Source organism: Streptomyces sp. NPDC087901 (assembly GCF_044742205.1).
In the GTDB taxonomy this organism is placed as follows: Bacteria; Actinomycetota; Actinomycetes; order Streptomycetales; family Streptomycetaceae; genus Streptomyces.
The window spans coordinates 536,247-556,218 of the sequence record NZ_JBIUUC010000005.1 but is presented as its reverse complement, the minus strand read 5'-3'; the positions used below and the strand labels follow the sequence as shown (position 1 = coordinate 556,218).

20 protein-coding genes and 2 pseudogenes are annotated in these 19,972 nt (G+C 69.1%); 12 read left to right on the top strand and 10 right to left on the bottom strand.

The genetic code is table 11. The features are described 5' to 3' along the window. Positions 1-31 precede the first annotated feature (31 nt). Positions 32-1,363 (bottom strand): MFS transporter, encoded by a 1,332-nt coding sequence (locus tag ACIOEW_RS19595; protein ID WP_401964878.1) that lies wholly within the window; start codon positions 1,361-1,363, stop codon positions 32-34. A 137-nt stretch (positions 1,364-1,500) separates the two neighbouring features. Here ACIOEW_RS19595 and ACIOEW_RS19590 point away from each other — a divergent pair, with 137 nt between their 5' ends. Both ACIOEW_RS19590 and ACIOEW_RS19585 read left to right on the top strand, forming a co-directional pair. Further along, positions 1,501-2,076 (top strand): PadR family transcriptional regulator, encoded by a 576-nt coding sequence (locus tag ACIOEW_RS19590; protein WP_401964876.1) that lies wholly within the window; start codon positions 1,501-1,503, stop codon positions 2,074-2,076. Next, positions 2,073-3,053 carry an NADPH:quinone reductase gene (locus ACIOEW_RS19585; protein ID WP_401964875.1) on the top strand — a complete coding sequence of 327 codons (981 nt, stop codon included), beginning with the start codon at positions 2,073-2,075 and terminating at the stop codon, positions 3,051-3,053. Before ACIOEW_RS19590 ends, ACIOEW_RS19585 begins: the two co-directional genes overlap by 4 nt. A gap of 51 nt (positions 3,054-3,104) precedes the next feature. Here the strand turns inward: ACIOEW_RS19585 and ACIOEW_RS19580 are convergent, their stop codons facing one another. Together ACIOEW_RS19580 and ACIOEW_RS19575 are read right to left on the bottom strand one after the other, a co-directional pair. Then, a complete protein-coding gene (locus ACIOEW_RS19580) occupies positions 3,105-4,478 on the bottom strand; it encodes a carboxypeptidase regulatory-like domain-containing protein (protein WP_401964874.1) in 1,374 nt (457 codons plus the stop codon). A 266-nt stretch (positions 4,479-4,744) separates the two neighbouring features. Next, complete coding sequence (locus ACIOEW_RS19575) at positions 4,745-5,869, bottom strand: NAD(P)-dependent alcohol dehydrogenase (RefSeq protein WP_401964873.1); 1,125 nt, start codon at positions 5,867-5,869, stop codon at positions 4,745-4,747. A gap of 226 nt (positions 5,870-6,095) precedes the next feature. Here ACIOEW_RS19575 and ACIOEW_RS19570 point away from each other — a divergent pair, with 226 nt between their 5' ends. Further along, positions 6,096-6,896, top strand: a complete 801-nt coding sequence (locus tag ACIOEW_RS19570) for a PaaX family transcriptional regulator C-terminal domain-containing protein (protein WP_401964871.1) — start codon at positions 6,096-6,098, stop codon at positions 6,894-6,896. Positions 6,897-6,920: 24 nt separating this feature from the next. Here ACIOEW_RS19570 and ACIOEW_RS19565 read toward each other — a convergent pair whose 3' ends face one another. Continuing rightward, positions 6,921-7,382 (bottom strand): MarR family winged helix-turn-helix transcriptional regulator, encoded by a 462-nt coding sequence (locus tag ACIOEW_RS19565; protein WP_401964870.1) that lies wholly within the window; start codon positions 7,380-7,382, stop codon positions 6,921-6,923. Between the two features lie 54 nt (positions 7,383-7,436). On the opposite strand from ACIOEW_RS19565, the gene ACIOEW_RS19560 reads away from it, so the two are divergent. The 3 genes from ACIOEW_RS19560 (at position 7,437) to ACIOEW_RS19550 (ending at position 9,264) form a co-directional block, all read left to right on the top strand. Continuing rightward, entirely contained in the window at positions 7,437-8,099 is a 663-nt protein-coding gene (locus ACIOEW_RS19560; RefSeq protein ID WP_401964981.1) for an NADPH-dependent F420 reductase, read from the top strand. Between the two features lie 65 nt (positions 8,100-8,164). Further along, complete coding sequence (locus ACIOEW_RS19555) at positions 8,165-8,821, top strand: phospholipase (protein WP_362554540.1); 657 nt, start codon at positions 8,165-8,167, stop codon at positions 8,819-8,821. A gap of 77 nt (positions 8,822-8,898) precedes the next feature. Continuing rightward, positions 8,899-9,264, top strand: coding sequence for a nuclear transport factor 2 family protein (locus tag ACIOEW_RS19550; protein WP_401964869.1), 366 nt, complete (start codon positions 8,899-8,901; stop codon positions 9,262-9,264). Positions 9,265-9,471: 207 nt separating this feature from the next. Here ACIOEW_RS19550 and ACIOEW_RS19545 read toward each other — a convergent pair whose 3' ends face one another. Beyond that, positions 9,472-10,737, bottom strand: a complete 1,266-nt coding sequence (locus ACIOEW_RS19545; protein ID WP_401964979.1) for an amidohydrolase — start codon at positions 10,735-10,737, stop codon at positions 9,472-9,474. A 240-nt stretch (positions 10,738-10,977) separates the two neighbouring features. Then, positions 10,978-11,445: pseudogene (locus ACIOEW_RS19540) on the bottom strand (trimeric intracellular cation channel family protein); the annotation flags it as partial. A gap of 314 nt (positions 11,446-11,759) precedes the next feature. Between ACIOEW_RS19540 and ACIOEW_RS19535 the strand changes: the two are divergent. Both ACIOEW_RS19535 and ACIOEW_RS19530 read left to right on the top strand, forming a co-directional pair. Next, complete coding sequence (locus ACIOEW_RS19535; protein ID WP_401964867.1) at positions 11,760-12,317, top strand: dihydrofolate reductase family protein; 558 nt, start codon at positions 11,760-11,762, stop codon at positions 12,315-12,317. Between the two features lie 150 nt (positions 12,318-12,467). Next, positions 12,468-13,094 (top strand): alpha-ketoglutarate-dependent dioxygenase AlkB, encoded by a 627-nt coding sequence (locus tag ACIOEW_RS19530; RefSeq protein WP_362554546.1) that lies wholly within the window; start codon positions 12,468-12,470, stop codon positions 13,092-13,094. A gap of 151 nt (positions 13,095-13,245) precedes the next feature. On the opposite strand, the gene ACIOEW_RS19525 is transcribed toward ACIOEW_RS19530, so the two are convergent. Next, entirely contained in the window at positions 13,246-13,821 is a 576-nt protein-coding gene (locus ACIOEW_RS19525) for a winged helix-turn-helix domain-containing protein (protein ID WP_362554548.1), read from the bottom strand. A 72-nt stretch (positions 13,822-13,893) separates the two neighbouring features. Between ACIOEW_RS19525 and ACIOEW_RS19520 the strand changes: the two genes are divergently transcribed. Together ACIOEW_RS19520 and ACIOEW_RS19515 are read left to right on the top strand one after the other, a co-directional pair. Continuing rightward, positions 13,894-14,469, top strand: coding sequence for a dienelactone hydrolase family protein (locus ACIOEW_RS19520; protein WP_401964866.1), 576 nt, complete (start codon positions 13,894-13,896; stop codon positions 14,467-14,469). A 124-nt stretch (positions 14,470-14,593) separates the two neighbouring features. After that, positions 14,594-14,857 carry a hypothetical protein gene (locus ACIOEW_RS19515; protein ID WP_401964864.1) on the top strand — a complete coding sequence of 88 codons (264 nt, stop codon included), beginning with the start codon at positions 14,594-14,596 and terminating at the stop codon, positions 14,855-14,857. 837 nt (positions 14,858-15,694) lie between these two features. Here ACIOEW_RS19515 and ACIOEW_RS19510 read toward each other — a convergent pair. Further along, a complete protein-coding gene (locus tag ACIOEW_RS19510) occupies positions 15,695-16,957 on the bottom strand; it encodes a DUF6357 family protein (RefSeq protein WP_401964863.1) in 1,263 nt (420 codons plus the stop codon). 249 nt (positions 16,958-17,206) lie between these two features. Further along, a pseudogene (locus ACIOEW_RS19505) lies at positions 17,207-17,739 on the bottom strand (IS982 family transposase); the annotation flags it as partial. Positions 17,740-17,809: 70 nt separating this feature from the next. Between ACIOEW_RS19505 and ACIOEW_RS19500 the strand changes: the two are divergent. Continuing rightward, entirely contained in the window at positions 17,810-18,199 is a 390-nt protein-coding gene (locus ACIOEW_RS19500; protein ID WP_401964862.1) for a hypothetical protein, read from the top strand. Between the two features lie 360 nt (positions 18,200-18,559). Next, positions 18,560-19,231 carry a hypothetical protein gene (locus ACIOEW_RS19495; RefSeq protein ID WP_362554558.1) on the top strand — a complete coding sequence of 224 codons (672 nt, stop codon included), beginning with the start codon at positions 18,560-18,562 and terminating at the stop codon, positions 19,229-19,231. Positions 19,232-19,261: 30 nt separating this feature from the next. Here ACIOEW_RS19495 and ACIOEW_RS19490 read toward each other — a convergent pair whose 3' ends face one another. Beyond that, entirely contained in the window at positions 19,262-19,903 is a 642-nt protein-coding gene (locus tag ACIOEW_RS19490) for a hypothetical protein (protein ID WP_362554575.1), read from the bottom strand. Positions 19,904-19,972 lie beyond the last annotated feature (69 nt).

Here is a 19,972-nt window from a genome sequence, read left to right as displayed (position 1 = left end):
GGTGCGTATGCGATCTGGAACGCGCCGGGCATCAGAGGCGGTGCAGTACGCGCTCGGTTTGCCGGTTGGGTGCTGTCTCGGGGAGGTGCCAAAGGACGGGCAGAGTAGTGAGTGCGACGAGGGCGACCATTGCTCCGGGCGCGAGGCTCCAGCCGGTGGCGTCGATCAGGGTCTGTGACAGGTAGGGGGTGAGACCTCCGAAGACGGTGGTGGCCACGGTGCCCACTGCCAGTCCGCTGAGCCGTCCGGTCACCGGGAACTGTTCGGGTGTGGCGGAAGCGCCCACGGCGCTGACTCCGCCCGCGACGAGAGCGAGGGTGACGGCGCCGACGAGGGCCCGGGTGTGGTGGGCGTTGTTCATGAGCGCGAACATCGCGACCGGCAGTGCGAGGGCAAGGGCACCGAAAAGCAGGAGAGAGGGGCGTCGTCCGACGCGGTCAGCCAGCATTCCGGCCAGGGGTGTGATGGTGATGACCGCGGCCGAGGCGATGGTCGACAGCCACAGGGCGTCCCCTTCGCTGAAACCGCCGGTCGTGGTGAGGTAGGTCGGTACGTAGGTGATGCCGACGTAGTACGTGATGGAGCCCAGGGCGGAGATGGCGAACGTCCGGTAGAGGGCCGGGCGGTGGAGCCGCAGTATCCGGCGCAGCGGGCTGGAGGGTGGGGCGCCGACCTGTCGGATCTGTTCGAAGGCGGGGGACTCGCGCATCGTCGCGCGTGCGGCCAGGGTGCCGGCGGCGAGCAGGGCCCCGAAGAGGAACGGGATGCGCCAGCCCCAGGTGTCGAGCGCGGGCCGGCTCATCGACGCTGTGGTCACGGCGGCCGCGCCGACGGCGAGCAGTGCGCCGATCTCGCTCGCGGCGGAGGCGAGGGAGGCCACCAGGCCACGGCGGGCGGGCGGTGCTCCTTCCACCAGGTAGGTCATGACGCCGGTGTATTCGCCGCCCACGGAGAAGCCCATGACGCATCGCAGGAGCAGCAGCAGTGCTCCGGCTGTCGGGCCTATCTGGTCGCGGGTGGGCAGCAGGGCGGTGGCGAGCATCGCCGCGGTCATCCAGGCCATCGAGGCGAGCAGGACCCTGCGCCGTCCGAAGCGGTCGCCCAGGTGCGCGAAGGCCAGTGCGCCGAGCGGACGCATCACGTAGGCCAGTGCGAACACGGCGAGCGTGGTGAGGACGGAGGAGGGGCCCGTCCCGAAGAAGACCCGGGACATCACGGCGGTCATGAACAGGTAGAGCGTGAAGTCGTACCACTCGACCACAGTCGAGAAGGCCGCGGCGGCCATCGACGACCGCGGCAGCGGCGCCACGCCTACGGGTGTGTCGGGCGGCGGGGTCGCGAGGACTCCGGAGACGGGGGACATGCGGGGTCTTCTCTCGAAAGGTGAAGGGCCGGTTCCCGGAACGGGGACCGACGGGGCCTCGGTGAGGAGGCCGCCATCCACGCTAACATCGAATCGATGTATGCATCGTTTCGATGTTCATGTGCGAGACTGTAAGCATGCTTGAACTAGCGATCCTGGGCTTTCTGGCGGAAGGCCCTCTGCCCGGACATGAACTGCGGAGTCGCGTTGCACGGCTCACCGGGTTCTCCCGGCCGGTCAGCGACGGCAGCCTCTACCCGGCGATCAACCGGCTCTCCAAGGCCGGGCTGCTGGAGCGGAACCCCGCACCGGACGCCGGCTCGGCCCGCTACGTACTGTCCCTGACCGAGGCCGGACGCGCGCAGATGCTGGACCGGCTGCGGGAGCCCGCCGATCACGAGATCACCGATTTCACGCGCTTCCTGACGATCCTCGCGTTCCTCTCCCGGCTGCCGTCCGTCGCCGACCAGCACGCGGTCCTGCGCCGGCGCCTTGAGTTCCTGGAACAGCCGGCGAGCTTCTTCTACGAGGGCGACCGCCCGTTGCGGGCGGCGGAAGTCGAGGATCCCTACCGGCGGGGCATGATGCTCACGGCCCGAGCCACCAGCCGCGCGGAGAGGGCCTGGCTGCGGGACGTCCTCGGCGACGACGCGCGGAGCGGTGCGGGCGGCTCCACACTCGAAGGACACTCGACAGCACGGAGGCCGAAGTGATCGCGTCGTGGTACGACGAGCAGGGTGCTGCGGGGGATGTTCTGCGGGTCGGTGAACTGCCCGATCCGCGTCCCGGCCCGGGTGAGGTGCGCGTGCGTGTGCGGGTGTCGGGCGTTAACCCGGGGGACACCAAGAAGCGGCTCGGCTGGCTCGGCTCGTCGATGCCCTATCCGAGGGTGGTGCCGCACAGTGATGCGGCCGGTGTGATCGACATGGTCGGCGCCGGTGTCGACGCGCGCCGTGTCGGGGAGCGGGTGTGGGTTTACGGGGCCCAGTCCTACCGACCGTTCGGAACGGCCGCGCAGTACACCGTGGTCCCGGCGGACCTGGCCGTCCGGCTTCCGGACCATGTCGGCGACGAGGTCGGCGCGGGCATGGGCATCCCGGGGATCACCGCGCACCGGGCGGTGTTCGCCGACGGGCCGGTAGACGGCAGTCTGGTGCTGGTGCACGGGGTGCTGGGTGGCGTCGGTTCCATGGCCGCGCAGCTCGCCCGCTGGGCCGGTGCCACCGTCCTGGCCACGGTCCGCCGCACGGCCGACCTTGCCCTGATCGACCCGGCCGTCGTCGCCCACGCTGTCGCCCTGGATATTGACGATCCGGCCGGGGCGATCCGTGCGTACGCGCCGCAGGGCGTCGACCGCGTCATCGAGGTCTCCCTCTCCGACAACGCCGACCTCGACAACGCGGTGACAGCGGTCGGTGCCGTCGTGGCCGCCTACGCCACCCGTGCCGACCGCACCGAGATCCCGTTCTGGCCGATGCTGTTCAACAACGTCACCCTGCGCCTGCTGGGGAGCGACGATTTCCCGGCCGGGGCGAAGCGGCAGGCCGCCCGAGACCTGACCTCGGCCGCATCGGTGGGTGCGCTCACCGTCGACGTCGGCGACCGCTACCCATTGCGCGCGATCGCCGACGCCCACGACCGGGTCGACGCCGGAGGCCGGGGACGGGTACTGGTCCACCTCCCCGACTGACGTAAGCCGCAGACCGGGCCCCGCTGCGGCCGGGCCCGGAGAGGACAGGCGCTACGTGCGGGGGACGGTGAGTGCGGAGGGCACCGGGGGCGCGAGCAGGGTGAAGTCGGCCCGCACCACCGTTCCGGGCCGCAGGTGTTTCCGCTGGACTGCGGGGGCCTGCCCGGCTGCCGTTGCGAGGACGCTGAGGTGTCCTTCGGGCAAGCCTGCTATCGCGTAGTGGCCGTGTTCGTCGGTCGCGGTCCTAACGAGCTGGCGCCCGTGGCCGTCGATGACGATGACCGCCGCGTTAGGGACCGAACCGCGGCCGGCGAAGTACACGGTGCCGACGAGGTCCGGTTCCCGGTCCCCGAAGTGGTGACCGTGCGCCGGGAGCGCGGCGGGGCCGGGGAAGTGCAGGGCTGGGTCGTCCCCGAGCAGCTCAGGGACGTCCTCCGGCTCCATGACCGCGGCTTCTCGGGCGTCGCGGCGTCGGTGCCGGAGCGCGTCGACTCCCAGAAGGACGGCCCCGGCCGCGGTCCAGGCGCAGAGGACGAGGCTCGGCTTCAGAGTTCCCGCGCCACCGAAGTAGACGATCCCGCGCAGGGCGTCGACGGCGTTGGCGAGGGGCATGACGGTGTGCACGTACTGGAAGACGGCCGGCAGCAGGGGCGCGGGCGCGGGGCCGCCGCTGGTGGGGATGGACAGCACGATGAACAGGCCCATGCCGACGGCGGGGAAGAACTGCCGGGTGAAGGGGGCCAGCCCCAAGGACGTGGTGGCGACCGCGGTCGTCAGCAGGAAGGCGATGCCCAGGGAGGATGGTGACACGGGGAGGTAGCCCAGCGCCCCGGCGACGGATGAGCCGACGATGCTGAAGGCGGCGGAGACACCGAGGACGGCGAGGAACTTGCGGCGCCGGTCGAAGGCCGTCGCGCGCAGCAGCGTCGTCGCCAGGATGTAGCCCGGGACGCTCCAGGCGATGCCGAGGTAGACCGTGGACGTGCCCATCGGATCGTCGTGCGCGGTCGGGGCGACGTCCACGACGGTCAGCGTCCGGCCGTGCTCGTCGGCGAGCGTGGTGAAGACCGTGCTGAGCTTCTGGGAGAGCACCGCTCCGTTCGCCCCGGCCACGTACAGCACCTCATCGTCGCCCGTCACCAAGCCCGCGGCGGCCTCACGGTCATGCACGGCTAGACGGGCCTGTGCCGCGTCGGGGACCGACGTGATGTCGAACCACCCCGGATGCAGGCGCTGCAGTCCCTCAATCGCCTGCGTCTTGGCTCCTGCGACCGCGATCTTCGTGTGATGGGGCGTGGGGGAGTGCAGCGCCGGGGCGAAGCAGAAGAGGAAACCCAGGAAGAGCGCGGCAGGAAACCAGAGTGCTTCGGCCAGAGTCCTGCATGCACCCGGCGGCGGAGGGGCCTGCGACGCCTCGGCTGTCACGGCCTCACCTGCTGCACGGTCGCGGTCAAAGTGGCTCCGGGTCCGGCCGGAGCCGTGCCTCGTGACGCCCGCGACCAACGGGTGGGTGCGGGGGGACGCTCGTTCCGGCGCGTGGCGGGCGGGGTGGAACTGATGTGTGCCGTGTGCATGGGTTTCCGTGTTCTTGAGCGCCTGGTCCGTGTGGTCGCGCCGCGCCGTCGGGTCGCGGCACCGCGGCGGGGCATGGGGCGGGGCCGCCCGCGGATGCGGGCGGCCCCGCGGTGGGTTCAGAAGAGGACGACGGGCTTCACGGCCGATCCGTTGGCGGAGTCGGCGAAGGCGGTGTTGATGTCGTCGAGGGCGTAGGTGCGGATGAGCTTGTCGAAGGGGAACCGGCCCTGCTCCCAGAGTTCGACCAGGCGGGGGATGAACACCTGGGGCACGGAGCTGCCCTGGACGATGGTCTTGAAGGTCCAGCCCTTGACCAGGGAGGCGCCGATCTCGAAGTTGACTTCGGTGCCCGGCTTGGCGGCGCCGACCAGGGCGAGGGTTCCGCCGATGGCGAGGGACTCGGCGGCCTGGCGCAGCACGGCGGGGACCGCGGTGGTGTCCAGGGCGTAGTTGACGCCTTCGCCGCCGGTGATCCGGGCGATCTCGGCAGCGACGTCGGCGGTCCCCGAGTTGATGGTGTGCGTGGCGCCGATCTCTTCGGCCAGTTCCAGGCGGGAGGGGTGCAGGTCGGCTGCGATGACGGTGGTGCAGCCGGCGACGCGGGCCGCCATGATCGCGGCGGAGCCGACGGCGCCGACACCGAAGACGATGAGCGAGGTACCCGCTTCGGGGCGCAGTTCGTTCAGTACCGCGCCGGCACCGGTCTGGAGGCCGCAGCCGAGCGGGGCGAGCGTTTCGAGCGGCGCGGCGGGGTCGACCTTGATGACGCTGGTCTCGACGACGTTCGCGTACGTGGCGAAGGAGGACTGCCCGAAGAAGTGCGAGGAGACGGGGCCCTCGGGCGAGGTGAGGGAGGTGGAGCCGTCGGCGCGGCGCCCGCCGAAGTCCTCGGCCATGAGGTTCTCGCAGTAGGCCACCCGGCCCGCACGGCACTGGCGGCAGTGCCCGCAGTACGCGGCCGACAGCACGACGTGGTCGCCGGGCCGGACCGTGGTGACGGCTTCGCCGACCGCCTCGACGACACCGGCGCCCTCATGCCCGAGAACTGCGGGCAGTGGGGTGGGGTAGACGCCGTCGCGCACGATCGCGTCGGTGTGGCAGACCCCGGTCGCGACCATGCGTACCCGCACCTCGCCGGGACGGGGAGCGTCCAGATCGAGGGTCTCGATGGTCAGCGGCGCGCCCGTGGTGCGGGCGACGGCGGCGGTGACGGTGGTGGTGGCGGTGACGGTGCTGGACATGATGGTTCTCTTCTCACGAGCTGGTGTGTGAGCCGCGGCCGTGGGCCTCTTCCGTGGTGCCCGGCGGGCGCGACCGGGGGCGGGTGGTGTGCCGCCGGCCAACATGTGTCAATAGTACGACGCCCGTGGGATAAGTGGCACATCGCGAGCAGTGGTGCGGGACAATGCAGGTGACAGCGCCCTGCCGGGCCGATGTGGTCCGGCCGAGAAGTACGGGAGATGCGGGATGAAGCCACGGCAGCTGATCTTCGAGCTGTTCGGCGACTATCTGCGGCACCGCGGCGGGGAAGTACGCCTGCGCGCGCTGGTTGCGGTTCTGGCGTGCTTCGGGATACCGGACACGACGGTCCGCGTCGTCGTCGCCCGCATGCGCAAGGAGGGCTGGCTCGCGGCCCGCCGCGAGGGCAGGGAGACCGTCTACTCCCTCACCGACGCCGGCTGGGAGCTGCTCGACGAGCGCCGCGACCGGATCTACGGCCGCGCCCCTTCTCCATGGGGCGGCCGATGGCACCTCATCGCCTACTCGGTCCCCGAGACGGACCGGCTCCTGCGCGACCACCTGCGCAAGAAGCTGGTACGCCACGGCTTCGGCCCGCTGTCCCCCGGGCTCTGGCTGAGCCCGCACGAGCGGACCGAACCCGTACGGTCCGCCTTCTCCGACCAGCCCGCAGTACGGCTGGACGTCTTCCACTCCGACGCCGGCGGGCGGGCGGCCGACCGGAGCATCGCCGCCCGCGCCTGGGACCTGGCCGCCCTCGACCGTGACTACGAAGCCCTCCTCGCCGCGCACGCCCGGGCCCTCGATGCCCTGCGCGCCGGTGACACCGTGGGGCAGGCGGCACTCACCGGGCGCGTCTCCCTGATCCACGACTTCCGCCCGATCGTCTTCGCCGACCCCGACCTGCCCCTCGAACTGCTGCCGGCGGGCTGGCACGGCGCCGCCGCGCGCGCGATGTTCCTCGAATCGCTGGACCTGTCCCGCGAGCCGGCCCATGCCTTCGCCGACGACCTCATCGCCCACGCCTGACACCGCTGGCGGTGGGCTCCCGTTTCAGTCGGGCAGTGATGCGGCCTCGCGCAGCCGGTCCAGGAGCGCGTCCAGGGATGCCAGTTCCGGTCCGTCGAAACCGGCGAACACCGCCCGCAGGTTGCCCGCATGGACCGACGCGGCCCGCTCCAGGACGTCGCGACCCTGAGTGGTGATGACCGCGTGGGTCACGCGCCGGTCATCGGGGCACGGGCGGCGCTCGACGTAGCCGGCCGCAGCTATTCGGTTGATCAGCCGGGTGATGCCGCCGCTGGTGAGGGCGATGTCCTCGGCCAGGGCGCCCATCGTCAACCGGCCTCCCTCGGAGCGGGCCAGGCGGACGAGCACCTCGAACCACACGTGCGGCAGCCCGGTCCCCGCCTGCAGGGCCCCGCCCAGCCGGCGCTCCAGCTTGCTGGACGCCTCCAGCAGGCGGCCGAACGTGGTGATCAGCGGGTCGTCGATCGACGAGAGAGGCGGAGGCATGCCCTCATCGTACGACGAAAGCCTGACTAGTCAGATAAATTTGCTACGGTTGAAATATCTGACACGTCAACTATCGAGGTGGAAGTCATGCGCATCGCGATCATCGGAGCCGGGAACGTCGGCTCCGCCCTGAGCACGGCCGCCGTCCGGGCGGGGCACACCGTCTCGATCAGCGCGACCAGCGCGGAGAAGGCATCACAGGTCGCGGCCGCGACCGGCGCGAACGCAGCAGCGGACAACGCCGCCGCCGTCGCCGACGCCGAACTCGTCGTCTTCGCCGTGCCAGGAAATGCCGTCGTCGACATCGCCCGCGACCTTGCTCCCGCACTCGCAGGAAAAATCGTCGTCGACGCCAGCAACCCGCTGAACGACACCTACACCGACCTCGACATCGAAGAAACCGCCGCGGTGCAGAGCCTGCAGCGCACCCTCCCCGGCGTGCCTGTGGTCAAAGCCTTCAACACGATCTTCGCCGGCCGTCTCGGAACACCCGTCGAAGGGGACCTGCGCCTCACCGGCTTCTACGCCGGTGACGACACCGAGGCCAAGAACGCCGTAGCCGGGCTCCTCACCTCCCTGGGCTTCCGCCCCGTCGATGTCGGCGGCCTGCGCATGGCCCGCGCTCTCGAAGAGATGGCCTTCCTCAACATCTCGCTCAACGCCGGCAATGGCTGGGCCTGGCAGACCGGCTGGGCGCTGCTCGGCCCGACCTCCTGAAAGCGGCGGACCATGAACACCACCACCCCGATACCCGGACCCCTTCTCGCCACCGGGGGCGGCGCATGACCGCGTTCGCCGCCCCCGTGGTGGTGACCCGGGGCCAGGCCGACAGCCCCCTGGTCGTACTGCTGCACGGCCGCGGCTCGCACGAAGGCGACATCATCGGCCTGGCCAACGCCCTGCCCGACTCGCTCTCGTACGCGGCCGTACGGGCTCCGATCGCCGAGAACGGCGGATACGCCTGGTTCGCCAACCGGGGCATCGGACGCCCGGTCCCACAGTCGCTGCGCGCCACCATGGACTGGTTCCGGCAGTGGCTCGACACCGTTGCTCCGCCCGGACGACCGGTAGTCCTGATCGGGTTCAGCGGTGGCGCCGCCTTCGCCGGCGGCCTCCTGCTGGACGACCCCGCCAGGTACGCCGGTGCCGCCATCCTCTACGGCACCCTGCCCTTCGAGGCGGGAGTGCCGACGGACGCCGCGCACCTGGCCGGCGTGCCCGTCTTCGTCGCGCAAGGCGAACACGACCGCGTCATCCCCCGCGAACTCCTCGACCGCACCTGGCACTACCTGACCACCCAGTCTGGGGCAACGGCCACCGCACGGCGCGACCCTGTCGGCCACAGCATCGCTCCCGCCGCACTCACCGCCCTCGCGACCTGGCTCGACGCACGAGGCGTCCCTCCGGTGGACCCCGACACCAAACCCACCGAGTCCTGACGGCGGCAGGCGTCCGCCGACCGGTCACCTTGCCGCAGGCGCAGCGACCCCCGAGAACAGAAAGCGAAGTGATCCACATGACGAACGAATCAGCACGCATCCGTACCCCCGAAGAGGTCTACGCCAGCCACGGTGCGGCACTGATGGCCGAGGACCTGGACGGGCTCGTCGCCAACTTCGCCGACGCCGCGGTGATCATCACCCCGGTCGGCGTACAGCACGGCAAGGAAGGCGCCCGAGCCAACTTCACCCAACTGTTCAAAGACCTCCCGAACGCCGACTGGACAATGGACACCACCCTGTTCGGCGGCGACATCCTCTTCCTCGAATGGAAGGCCGACTCCGCGATCAACCAAGCAGCGCACGGAGTCGACACCTTCGTCATCCGCGACGGACTCATCCACGCCCAGACGGTGCGCTACGAGCTGTCCCCGAAGAACTAGCCGGCCAAGCCCGCCTCGCGGACAGCCGAAAGAGCAGCACTGCCCGAATTCAGCATGCCCCGGGCCGGCGGGAGGACCGCGTGCTCAGCACACCGATCCCTGACGCAGACCTCCCTGGTCGGCCGCCTCGTCGCTACCGTGGAAAGCGGGGCCCCGATGACGCAGGGCGGCGTGCACATCTCGCGGTCATCAGCCGGTGGGCCAGTTTCAGTCGCCCTCGTTGCCGAGCCAGGCGAGGGCTGCGACCGTGAGTGCGGTGATGCCGGTGTCCAGAGTGGGTTGAATGACGGGTGCGAAGAACGGCGAGTGGTTGACAGGAATGTCCTGCGCGATGGTGCCCTGCTCCGAGGCTTTCCGGTAGGTGTCGGGCTCGATGCCGCCGATTCCCCAGTAGGCGTAGGGGGCACCCAGGGTATCGGGGATGCGGCTGAAGTCCTCGCTGGCGGTCTGGAGGTCGATGGTGTGCGCGCCGTCGCCGAAGTGCGCGCGGAATGCTTTGTCGAGGCGGTCGGCGACACCGGCGTCGTTGACCTTCGGGGGGAACGCGTTGAGCCGCTCGATCAGAGGCGCCTTGGGCGCGTTCGACGCGGTCGCCTCGGCGTTGACACATCGCCCGATGGCGTCGAGTACCTGCTTACGGGTGGCGTCGTCGTAGGTGCGGACGTTGAGTTCGATGACGGCGCTGTCCGGAATGATGTTGGGACCGGTGCCGGCCTTGATGCTGCCGACAGTGATCACTGCGGGTGTGGTGGCTGCGACCTCGCGCGAGACGATGGTCTGCAGCCGTACCACGCACATCGCCGCCATGACGACGGGATCCACGGCGGCCTGCGGCATGGAACCATGGGCACCGCGTCCGTACAGGGTGACGCGCAGGCTGTCGGCGGCCGACAGGAAGGACCCCTGTCTCACCCCCACGTAGCCCGCCGGGTAGACCAGCACGTGCTGAGCGAGCGCGACGTCCGGCTTGGGGACGAGGCCGGCGAGGCCGCCGTCCACCATGGCGTCCGCACCGTCGCCGTTCTCCTCCGAGGGCTGGAAGAGCGCAATGACGGTGCCCTGCCACGCGTCCTTGGCATCGGCCATGAGCTGCGCGAAGGCCAGCAGGCAGGTGACGTGGACGTCGTGGCCGCAGGCATGCATGACCGGCTGCTCCTGTCCGTCGTCTCCCGTCACGGTGGCGGTGGAGGCGTACGGCAGCCCCGTGGCCTCGTGAACGGGCAACGCGTCCATGTCCGCGCGCAGGAGCACCGTCGGGCCGTCGCCGTTGGCCATGACACCCACGACGCCGGTGGTGCCGATGTTCTCGGTCACCTCGTACTGGGCGCTCCGCAGAAGTTCCGCGATCCGTGAAGCGGTGCGGTGTTCGTGGTTGCCGAGTTCGGGGTGGGCGTGCAGGTCCTTGTAGAAGTCTTCGGTGGCTCGGCGGATGCCGGGAAGTCCTGCGAGGATGCGGTCTGACGGTGCTGACATGGGGTTTGGCCTTTCGTGCGGGTGCCATTGGCGCGTGGGGGTGCGTGCGGCTGCCAGGAGGGTTCCGGGTTCCAGCGAGAGTCCTTGGGGCAGGTACCAGCTCCGTCGGTGGGCGAGAAGCCGGAAACCCATGGCCAACAAGACGCCGCAGACGATGCCGAGGGTGGCGTGATTGAGGTCCGCGCACAGCACGTAGACGCCGGAAACGGCGACGGCCACGGTGGCGTAGAGGCCGTTACCGCCGAAGACCTCCGGGACGCGCCTCAACAGCAGGTCGCGTACGGCGCCGCCACCTACTGCTGTGATGGTCCCCAGGAGCACGGCAGGCAGCCAGCCGAGGCCGGCCGTCAGCGTCTTCTGGGCGCCGGCCACGGACCAGAAGCCGATAACAGCGGCGTCCAGGGCCGTGAAGGCTCGGGCCCACTGGTCCTGGTTCACCGAAAGGACGAAGGCGAGCAGGGCACCCGCGAAGGCGGTCGGCAGATAGGCTGCGTCCGTCAGGGCTACGGGGGTGCCGTGCTGGAGAAGTGTGTCGCGGATCAGCCCGCCACCCAGTCCGGAAACCGTTCCCACGACCAGATAGCCGAAGAGGTCCAGCCCTTCGTTTCTTGCTACGACGCCGCCGAGCACACCGCAGATGAAGACACCGGCCAGATCGAGCCAGGTGGTCACTGCGTCGACCTCTTCAGGTGACAGCCATTGGGCCATGCCTCGGGCTTTCTCCGTGTGGGCGTCCTGAGTCGCGGGGCGAACCGAGCCACGTCGACGCCGTGGACGAGCGTGACCAGTGACGCCAGATTCGCCCTGACGGCTCCATCCGGCAACACGGGGCGCGAGGTCGGCGCCTCTGATCTGCTCCGTCCCTCTGTTCGACGGACCAAGCGCGGGGGCAGCCCGCCGACGAGGTGTGCTCCGTCCGGAACCGGCCGGCCGGCCGGTCGATCGACGAGTTCCGGGCCGTGCGGAGGTCACAGCCTGCAGGACCGCCGGCAGGCAGGCGCGCTCGTACCCGAAGGAGACGCATGGCAAAGCTCATCTACTCGATGATCACCTCGCTCGACGGCTACGCCGAGGCGGCGGGTGGCGGCCTTGGCACCGGGGCCGACGACCAGGAGGTGCATACCTTCATCGGTGACCTGTTCCGCCCCGTCGGCACGTACCTCTACGGCCGACGGATGTACGAGACGATGGTCTACTGGGAGACCGCGCACACCGAGCCCGACCAGCCGCCGCACATCCTGCAGTACGCCCGCGACTGGCAGGCCGCGGAGAAGATCGTCTACTCCACGACGCTTGATTCGGTGTCCAGCGCGAAGACCAGGATCGAGCGGACCTTCGACCCGGACGCGGTGCGCAGGCTCAAGGCCGAGGCTGATTCCGACCTCACCGTAGATGGCCCGAACCTCGCGGCCCAGGCGATCGCGGCCGGCTTGGTGGACGAGTACCACCTGTTCATCACCACGAGTGTGGTCGGCGGCGGCAAGCGGTTCTTCCCCGACGGCGTGCGCCTCGATCTCGAACTGGTCCAGGAGCGTGCGTTCGACAGCGGACTGATCTACGCGCACTACCGGACCCGCTGAGGCGCACCGGTCGATCTCACCTGCCCCGGCGGCCGAGCCAGGGACAGGTGAGATCGAGCCGCACGATTCTTGCCACAACGCGGGCCCGGTTACTTCCTCGCGGCGATCAGAATAGTGAACAAGTGTTCTATTCGCGCTAAGCTGGTTCTCATGTCCGTTCATCTCCAGGGTTCTCTGTTCGATCAGGCCGACCGCCCGCAGCTGGGCCGTCTCACCGGGCTGCGCAGGACGGTCCTCGGCGACGGGGCCTGGATCGACCTGCTGCCGGGCTGGCTGAGCGGCGCCGACGAGCTCTTCGCCTCGCTTGCCGAGGAGGTGCCCTGGCGGGCGGAGCGGCGGCAGATGTACGACCGGACGGTCGACGTGCCACGGCTGCTCGCGTTCTACCGAGGCGAGAACACACTGCCCAGCCCCGTTCTGGACGAGGCCCGCGACGCGCTCTCCGCCCACTACGCCGACGAGCTGGGGGAGCCCTTCACGACGGCAGGACTCTGCTACTACCGGGACGGGCGCGACAGCGTCGCCTGGCACGGCGACCTGACCGGACGTGGCTCCCACCAGGACACGATGGTGGCGATCCTCTCCCTGGGCGCCCCGCGTGATCTGGTCCTGCGGCCGTGCCGCGGGGGCGACACCGTGCGCAGGCCGCTGGGCCACGGCGACCTGATCGTCATGGGCGGGTCGTGCCAGCGCACATGGCAGCACGCGATTCCCAAGACCACCCATGCCCGGGGGCCGCGGATCAGTGTCCAGTACCGTCCCCACGGAGTGCGCTGACGTGAGAGGGAAGGGTCCCGAAGGGGCTCTGCACGCCGGCGATTCGACCATTTCCGGTGACGACGACTTCCCTGGCGATCGCCCGGGCGGGGCCGCCTCAGCTACCTCGGGCTCATCAATTGAGATGGGTGCGGTTCGTTTCGAGTGAAGCTCAACAGCCGTCCTGGGTCGGCGGCAGGGTCGGGTAGTCAGGGATGGGATACACGCCGACGGTGAACCCGTAGACCGTCTCGCCGGAACGCGGCAGCGTGTCGAACTCGTGGATCACCTGCTCCACGCGCTCCCAGAACTCGGCGGCTTGCCCCTCGGAGATCCGGGCCCGACGGATGAATTGGCGGACCTGCCCGAGCTCGTATGCCGCGGCTGATTCTTTCGTTGCCACCTCGAAGTCGTTGAAGTCCGGGGGCAGAGCGCCGCCGACTGCTTGTCGGCCCAGCCCGACGAAAAACATCCGCGCGGTGCGGCCGTAGTAGCGCTCCTCGATCGCGCGGACCCGGCGCGTCCGTACCACGCGCAGCAGACCGGCTTTGGCCAGGACCCCGACGTGATGCGCGACGGTGCTCTTCGGGCGTCTGACGGCGGCGGCGAGCTCAGTGACCGTCGCGGCACGCTCCTGGAGGAGGCCAAGGATCGTGGTGCGCAGGGGGTCGCTGATGGCCCGCACCTGCTCGGCGGTGGTGAGCTCGATCGTCTCGTCGAGGTCGTAGTCCGGAGTGTTGCTCGACATAGTCGAATTAGACTAGCATCGCCGATCGTTCGAGAAACTTGGATCATTCAGCGAGTCGAAAGCAGGCAGGCCATGGCCGAGGTTGTGCTGTTTCACCACGCTCAGGGACTGACTTCCGGTATCGAAGCCTTCGCGGCGCAGCTCCGTCAGGCAGGCCACACCGTCCACGCACCGGACCTGTACGAGGGGCACACCTTCGAGACCCTGGAGGAGGGCATCGGCTACGCGAGCCGCACGGGGTTCGGCACCATCATGGAGCGAGGGGTCGCCGCTGCCGCGCTGCTCGGTGACGAGGTGGTCTATGCGGGCTTCTCCCTCGGCGTCATGCCCGCCCAGCGCCTGGCCCAGACCCGCGCCGGCGCCAAGGGCGCCCTGCTGATCTACTCCTGCCTCCCCGTGTCCGAGTTCGGCCAGGCCTGGCCTGCCGACGTCCCGGTCCAGGTGCACGGGATGGACGCCGACCCGTTCTTCGCCGACGAAGGCGACCTCGACGCCGCCAAGGAGCTGACCGCCGCCACTGAGCGTGCCGAGCTGTTCCTCTACTCCGGCAAGCAGCACCTGTTCGCGGAATCCTCGCTGCCCTCCTACGACCAAGCCGCAGCTGAACTGCTCACCCGGCGTGTCCTCGACTTCCTGTCGGCGCTATAGGGTCCTGGTGGCCTGGGGTGGCCCCACGCTCAGGATCTCGTGCGGTCGTCGAGCTGGGAGATCGCTGATCGGGGCTGTGCCCAGGGCTGTTCGTCTCCACCGTGGTGGCGGAGGAGGGTCGCTGATGGGTTCGCTGTTCAAGGAGTTGGAGGCGCGCGAGGCGGCCGCCCGGGTGCGGGTGGAGGAGTTCGAGGTCGAACTCGATGCGGTTTCCGCCAAGTTGGGGTTGGCGCGTCTGCGGCTCGCGCGGGAGACGGTCGCCGAGGTGCGCGCGGAGCTGACGCCGCAGACTTCCGCGGTGACGGTCGATGCCGCAGGGCGCCGCCTGCGGGAGAGCGGGTGGCCTCGGCGTATGCGGGGGCCGAGCGGCAGGTCATCGGGGTGCTGAGCGTGCCGAACTGGCAGCCCGGGATGGGGTCGGGCGTGCTGCCGGTGGAGGTGGAGGCGGATGCCCCGGGGCCGGTCTGCGCGCAAGCAGTTCGTGCCCGGACCAGCGCATACACGATGTCCCGGGCTTGGCGTAGGTCGTAGCCCGTCGTATCCACGATCACCTTGAGCGCCCGGAGGGTGTCACCACCCAGCATGAACATGCGCGCGTCGGCCTGCGCCCCGGCCGGAAACGGCAGAGCGCGGGCTCACTGCGGATCCATGCTCCGCGGGATCCTCGGCAGCCCGCCCTCCCTTCTTCTGCCCCTCAACACCTTCAGTTCCCAACCCTCACCCGTACGACCAGTTCGCGGAGCGGCATCCTGTGCAGACGGGAGCCTGGCTGTCGTGAAGGTTGGCGCCGGAGACACCCACTGAGATCGGCAGCCCGTCGCGGTCACGGATGACGTGCATCTTCGACCGGCCGCGGTCGTCGGGCCGCACACCCACACCTTGCCGCTGGCCGCTCCTGGCTGAGCATCGACGGCCGTGAGGCCGAGGGACTGCACCGGTTGCAGGAGTTCGTCCCGGCTTCACCGGTCTCATCGAGCGTGCGACTGTTGAAGAGGATGTAGTACGAGTCCGTTGGTCGTTCTACGGTGCCGGCCCAGAACCAGCAGAAGCGCCCAACCGGGTCCCGGTCGAGCGATGCGGCCGAGTCAGCCGGCCGAGTCAGCCGGCTGCGTCGGCCGGTGCGCGGAATTGTGTAGCCGCTCTTTCGCAGGGTCCGTCCGACGGTGCGTGCGCGGGCTCCGGCTGGGCCTGACGAGCTCGGCACCGCTCACCGTGCACGAGCTCGTCAGTCGGCGTCGCGCCGTCGGCGCGCGCGCTCGAACTCTGCGGCATCCGACATCCAGGAGCCGTGCTGTCCGAGTGCGGCGCAGCCGCCGCGGACGAAGGTGCTCACCAGTTTCCGGTACCCGCCGATCCCGTCGACCAGGCTGTACTCGACCCGGTACTCCGGATCCGACCCGCCTTCACCCTCGTGCACCGTCGTGACCCGGGTGATGGAGTCCGCGTAGAAGTGGAGCTGGATTCCTTCGCCCATCTCCTCGTCCTCGATGGTGAACACTTCGTTGTCCGCGGCAGAGCGATCGCCGACGAACTCCCAGAACTCCGCGGTGGCAGTGCGGGGACTGTCCGAGAGCCACTTCTTCTCGACGCCCTTGTCGTCGGTGAACGACAGGATCGTCTTCCTCGCGCTCTCGCCGAGTTCGGCGAGGTCGCCGGCAGCCTCCTCGTCATCCTCCATGGGCGTGTTCCTGGAGTGGTCCGCGGCCTCCGAGCACATCAGGAAGCTCACGGTACGCACCGCGTCATCGACGAGCTCGGGGTGTGAACGGCGCACGGCCGCGTCGACCGCCGTCGCCATCCGGTCCCAGGCGCGCTTGTCCGTGGCGCGTTTTCCCCGTCGCGGATCGCGGCCGATCCGCATCCCGGCGCACGCCTGCTCCGCGGCGGTGATCACACGCATGACCTCGGGCAGCAGCGCGGGGTCGACGGCATCGGGCCTCCGCCTCGGAACCGTCGCGCCGTGCAGGTACTGGCCCGTGTACCTCAGAATCGCGGCGTCGAGTGGACCGAGTGCTTGTCCGCGCTCCGCGCGACGGCGGTCCGCGTGGTACTCCTGAGCTCGTTTCCCATTGGACGTCTCTGTCGCCGCGCGCATCGCCGCGCAGACCTGACCGCGCTCGAGCAGATGGATGTCAGCTCCATGGGCGATGAGCCGGCCCTTGTCCCACCGGATGCGCTGGAAGAGCGCGTCGACGTCCGCGGGCGCGGAGAGGAGGATCGGGTCCAGGAGCGCGACGGCAGCGTTCTCGTCGAGCCGGCCCCGGGTTCCGGCGGCGTCGCACAGCGGAAGGACCGCGCTCCACAACAGCAGGTGTCTGGCCAGGTCCTCCTGGATCACCGCAAGATGGGCTTCCCCGATCGAGAACGTGAACGTGCGAGGGTCGTGGTTGGCGTCGGCCCCGGCACCGAGCGTCAGCTTCAGCTCACCGTCCTCGCGGATCACGTTCGGGATCCAGCCGCTCCTGCGTGTGAAGACGATGTCTCTCATGGAATCAGTCTTCCCTACGGGACGAGGCCGGCGAGTCCTGCCCCCACCGATCTGGCCGGCCGCCTTCGTGTACACCCACGCCGCCCGGAGCGAGCAGGCCCGTCATGGTCGAGTCAGAGGCTGTACCGGATCTCCACCGAGTTCCGGTACGGAAAAGCCTCGATCCGGCGCCGATGCCAGGCAGATCACAGCAACTGGACTCCATGCTCGGACAGCTCGCGTTCGTCGGCCTTGGCCCCGGTCAGGGCTGCGTTCGGCGGCCTTGGCCCCGGTCAGGGCGAAGGCGATGGGCAGGCCCTGAGGGGTGCAGACCAGGTGCAGGCGCAGGCCCCAGAAGCAGCGGCTGTGGCTGGCGCAGTAGCCGTATTCGGCCCAGCCTGTCAGGTCGGAGCGTTCGACGGACTCGCGGGAGCGGCCGCATTCCACCGGGTGGAGTCCGCGACCCATACGTCGTCGCTCCACGCCGAGGTGGTGGTGGCCAGGATCCGGTTGACGCTTCGCATCAGACCGGCGGCTTTGCCCAGCCGCTTGTTGCAGCCGGGCTGCTGGGGCGGGTAGGGGAGGAAACGGAGCAGGCGGGCACGGGCACGGCGGAGCCATTTGGCCTCGGAGGTGTAGCCGAGTATGGCCTGCATCGTGGCGAGGGTGACCAGTTCGGCATCGCTCAGGCGGGGCGTAATACCGACCGGCGGGCTCCACGGCGCCAGGTCGGGATGCTCCCTCAGTATGTCGTCGGTCGTCGCATAGAGTGCTGTCGCGAGGGTGTCCACGTCGTTCGTCAAAAAACGATCTTGGACGCCCTCGCTCTCGTCTCCACAGGCCCCCCTTGGACCACACCACCAGGAGGAACCAGTGTCGTACCCGCAACTGCGCACCCCCGAGGAGAGACTCGCCGACGCGAAGAAGCTGCTGAGCCTCCCGCGTATCGTCGTGATCTGCGGCTCCACCCGCTTCATGACCGAGATGAACGAGGCCGATCTGTGGGAGACCAAAGCCGGAAGGATCGTCGTCAAACCGGGCTGTGACATGAAGTCGCCGCACGAACTTTGGTCCGATCCTGTCGAGGCCGAGGCGCTGAAGGTTCGACTCGACCATCTGCACCGGGCGAAGATCCGGCTCGCTGATGAGGTGCTCGTAGTCGGCGACTACATCGGAGACAGCACCCGAGCCGAAATCGCCTACGCCCGGTCGCTGGGCAAGCCCGTGCGGTTCACGCACCCCGAAGTCGACCCTGACGCCTGACCGCCCGCTGCCACCTCGACAACCAGGGTCGGCAGCCCGCCGCCTGACGGTCGCGCGGTGGCTTCGGTCGCCGCATCGCCCTGGCCCGGCTGAAGGAGGCCGGCCTGGTGCGTGAACCTACCTCGATCAGCACGACATCCCCCGGCCGAAGTCCTGGCACACCCTGGGCACCTCATCTCGGCAACTCGAAGATCACCGACAGAGCCAAGTTGGGGCGTGTATCGAATGTGCTGGTCACAGCCACCCCTCGCGGCCCTCTGCTGCTGAGATCAACGCCCCACTGCCTTGGCCGACTTCTCGCGATGTGGGTGAAGAAGCTCTGGGCCGGCCGGTCGGCCCTCATGTGCGAAACACTGTGGAGTGACTTCTGTCGACTCCCTTGCAACCGCCCCTGAGATACACGCCCACCTCATTGATCAGTTCAATCACGTCCTTCGTTCCCCTGAGACGTTCGGAGGCGAGGTCTCATTGCACGTTCTGATCAGAAATCTGTTGTTCGTCGAGCGTCGGCCCGAGGCTTTTGCCCTCCAGCGGCAGGCTTGGATTGACAGCCGAACCCTCACGGCCACCGGTGTGATCGGGGCTTACCGGGAGTTGATCCCGGGGCGCAGCTACGACGACGGCATGGCCTCGGTGTACGCGGAGTTCGCACAGCGATGCGGCTGGCTGGAATCAGACCGCCTCCTCACTCCCGCCGAGTACGAGGCTCTCAAGAGTTCCGTGCGGCCGTGGGCCGGGAAGGACCGCACGTGGCCGGACGTGACTGCGGCGTTCGGGCCCCCATCTGTCCTGTTGGGAGGGGACAACCCGCTGTACGGGAAGACCCTCGGCTACCTCAGCGAGGACACGGAGCAGCCGATGGTGGTCTTCCACCTGTGGAACGGCAGCGCTCCGGGAACCGACTCCTGGCCGCCCGAACACGAGCAGCCGCTGCTCCTCGCGGTGCGATTCGGCGACGGCCCTTTCCGCGAGACCTTCACTTTCACCCCTGAAGGTGAGCGGAGGAGGCCTGAGGCCCTCTGCCCGCACTAGCACCCACCCCGCCAACGAGCTCGTGCACGGTTAGCAGTAGCCGTCCACCCTGGCGCCGGCTGGAGCGAGGTTGGGCCAGGGATGCCCTGCCCTGTCGGAGGCAGCGGACCGTAGGAGGTCAAGGAGAGTGCACCCCGGGTAGCCCTGAAAAATCGCGTAGGTGCCCCGGTAGTAGCTGCTCCAGTAGCTCACGACCCGCCGTTGAGTGCGCGCGAAGAACGCAGGGTTGTCCACGATGAACTGCCCGTAAGCGAGGTGGCCGCAGGTGCCGGGCGTGGCGAGATCACGGAGCTCGTCGCAGATGACGACCAGGATCTCCAAGACGTACTCGCCAGCCAGCTGCACGACGAAGGGGACGACCCACGGGTCCGTGGAACCAGCGACCTTCTCCAGGTGACGCTGTCTGACCACTCCGTCGCAGTGCCTTGAGTACAGGCAGTGCAGAAGCTGCCGTTGGCGCGACGAAAGCGACGCCACCACGTCAGTTGGCGGCTCGTCGTTGTAGAGGCGCCCGGGGATCAAAACATGCTGGCCCTCTACAGCGACGGAGAACGAGGCATGCGGCGGGAGCCGAGAATCGGGCATCACCGCCAGAACTGCCTCGGCGTCGCTTGCAAGCTCGGCTGGGAACGCCGTGATCAGTGGATTGCTGCTGTCGGAAAGCGGCTGCACGAGCCGAGCATAGGTGGATACCTGTGAGGCCAGGTAGCCGGCATCCATGGCCTCACACCCGCTCAACCC

What these genes read in the sequence shown, in the direction of transcription:
- ACIOEW_RS19515 (WP_401964864.1), top strand. Translation starts at nt 14,594, where the DNA reads ATGGGTTCGCTGTTCAAGGAGTTGGAGGCGCGCGAGGCGGCCGCCCGG.
- ACIOEW_RS19550 (WP_401964869.1), top strand. Translation starts at nt 8,899, where the DNA reads ATGACGAACGAATCAGCACGCATCCGTACCCCCGAAGAGGTCTACGCC.
- ACIOEW_RS19545 (WP_401964979.1), bottom strand. Translation starts at nt 10,737, where the DNA reads ATGTCAGCACCGTCAGACCGCATCCTCGCAGGACTTCCCGGCATCCGC.
- ACIOEW_RS19555 (WP_362554540.1), top strand. Translation starts at nt 8,165, where the DNA reads ATGACCGCGTTCGCCGCCCCCGTGGTGGTGACCCGGGGCCAGGCCGAC.
- ACIOEW_RS19535 (WP_401964867.1), top strand. Translation starts at nt 11,760, where the DNA reads ATGGCAAAGCTCATCTACTCGATGATCACCTCGCTCGACGGCTACGCC.
- ACIOEW_RS19565 (WP_401964870.1), bottom strand. Translation starts at nt 7,382, where the DNA reads ATGCCTCCGCCTCTCTCGTCGATCGACGACCCGCTGATCACCACGTTC.
- ACIOEW_RS19530 (WP_362554546.1), top strand. Translation starts at nt 12,468, where the DNA reads ATGTCCGTTCATCTCCAGGGTTCTCTGTTCGATCAGGCCGACCGCCCG.
- ACIOEW_RS19590 (WP_401964876.1), top strand. Translation starts at nt 1,501, where the DNA reads ATGCTTGAACTAGCGATCCTGGGCTTTCTGGCGGAAGGCCCTCTGCCC.
- ACIOEW_RS19510 (WP_401964863.1), bottom strand. Translation starts at nt 16,957, where the DNA reads ATGAGAGACATCGTCTTCACACGCAGGAGCGGCTGGATCCCGAACGTG.
- ACIOEW_RS19525 (WP_362554548.1), bottom strand. Translation starts at nt 13,821, where the DNA reads ATGTCGAGCAACACTCCGGACTACGACCTCGACGAGACGATCGAGCTC.
- ACIOEW_RS19520 (WP_401964866.1), top strand. Translation starts at nt 13,894, where the DNA reads ATGGCCGAGGTTGTGCTGTTTCACCACGCTCAGGGACTGACTTCCGGT.
- ACIOEW_RS19575 (WP_401964873.1), bottom strand. Translation starts at nt 5,869, where the DNA reads ATGTCCAGCACCGTCACCGCCACCACCACCGTCACCGCCGCCGTCGCC.
- ACIOEW_RS19570 (WP_401964871.1), top strand. Translation starts at nt 6,096, where the DNA reads ATGAAGCCACGGCAGCTGATCTTCGAGCTGTTCGGCGACTATCTGCGG.
- ACIOEW_RS19595 (WP_401964878.1), bottom strand. Translation starts at nt 1,363, where the DNA reads ATGTCCCCCGTCTCCGGAGTCCTCGCGACCCCGCCGCCCGACACACCC.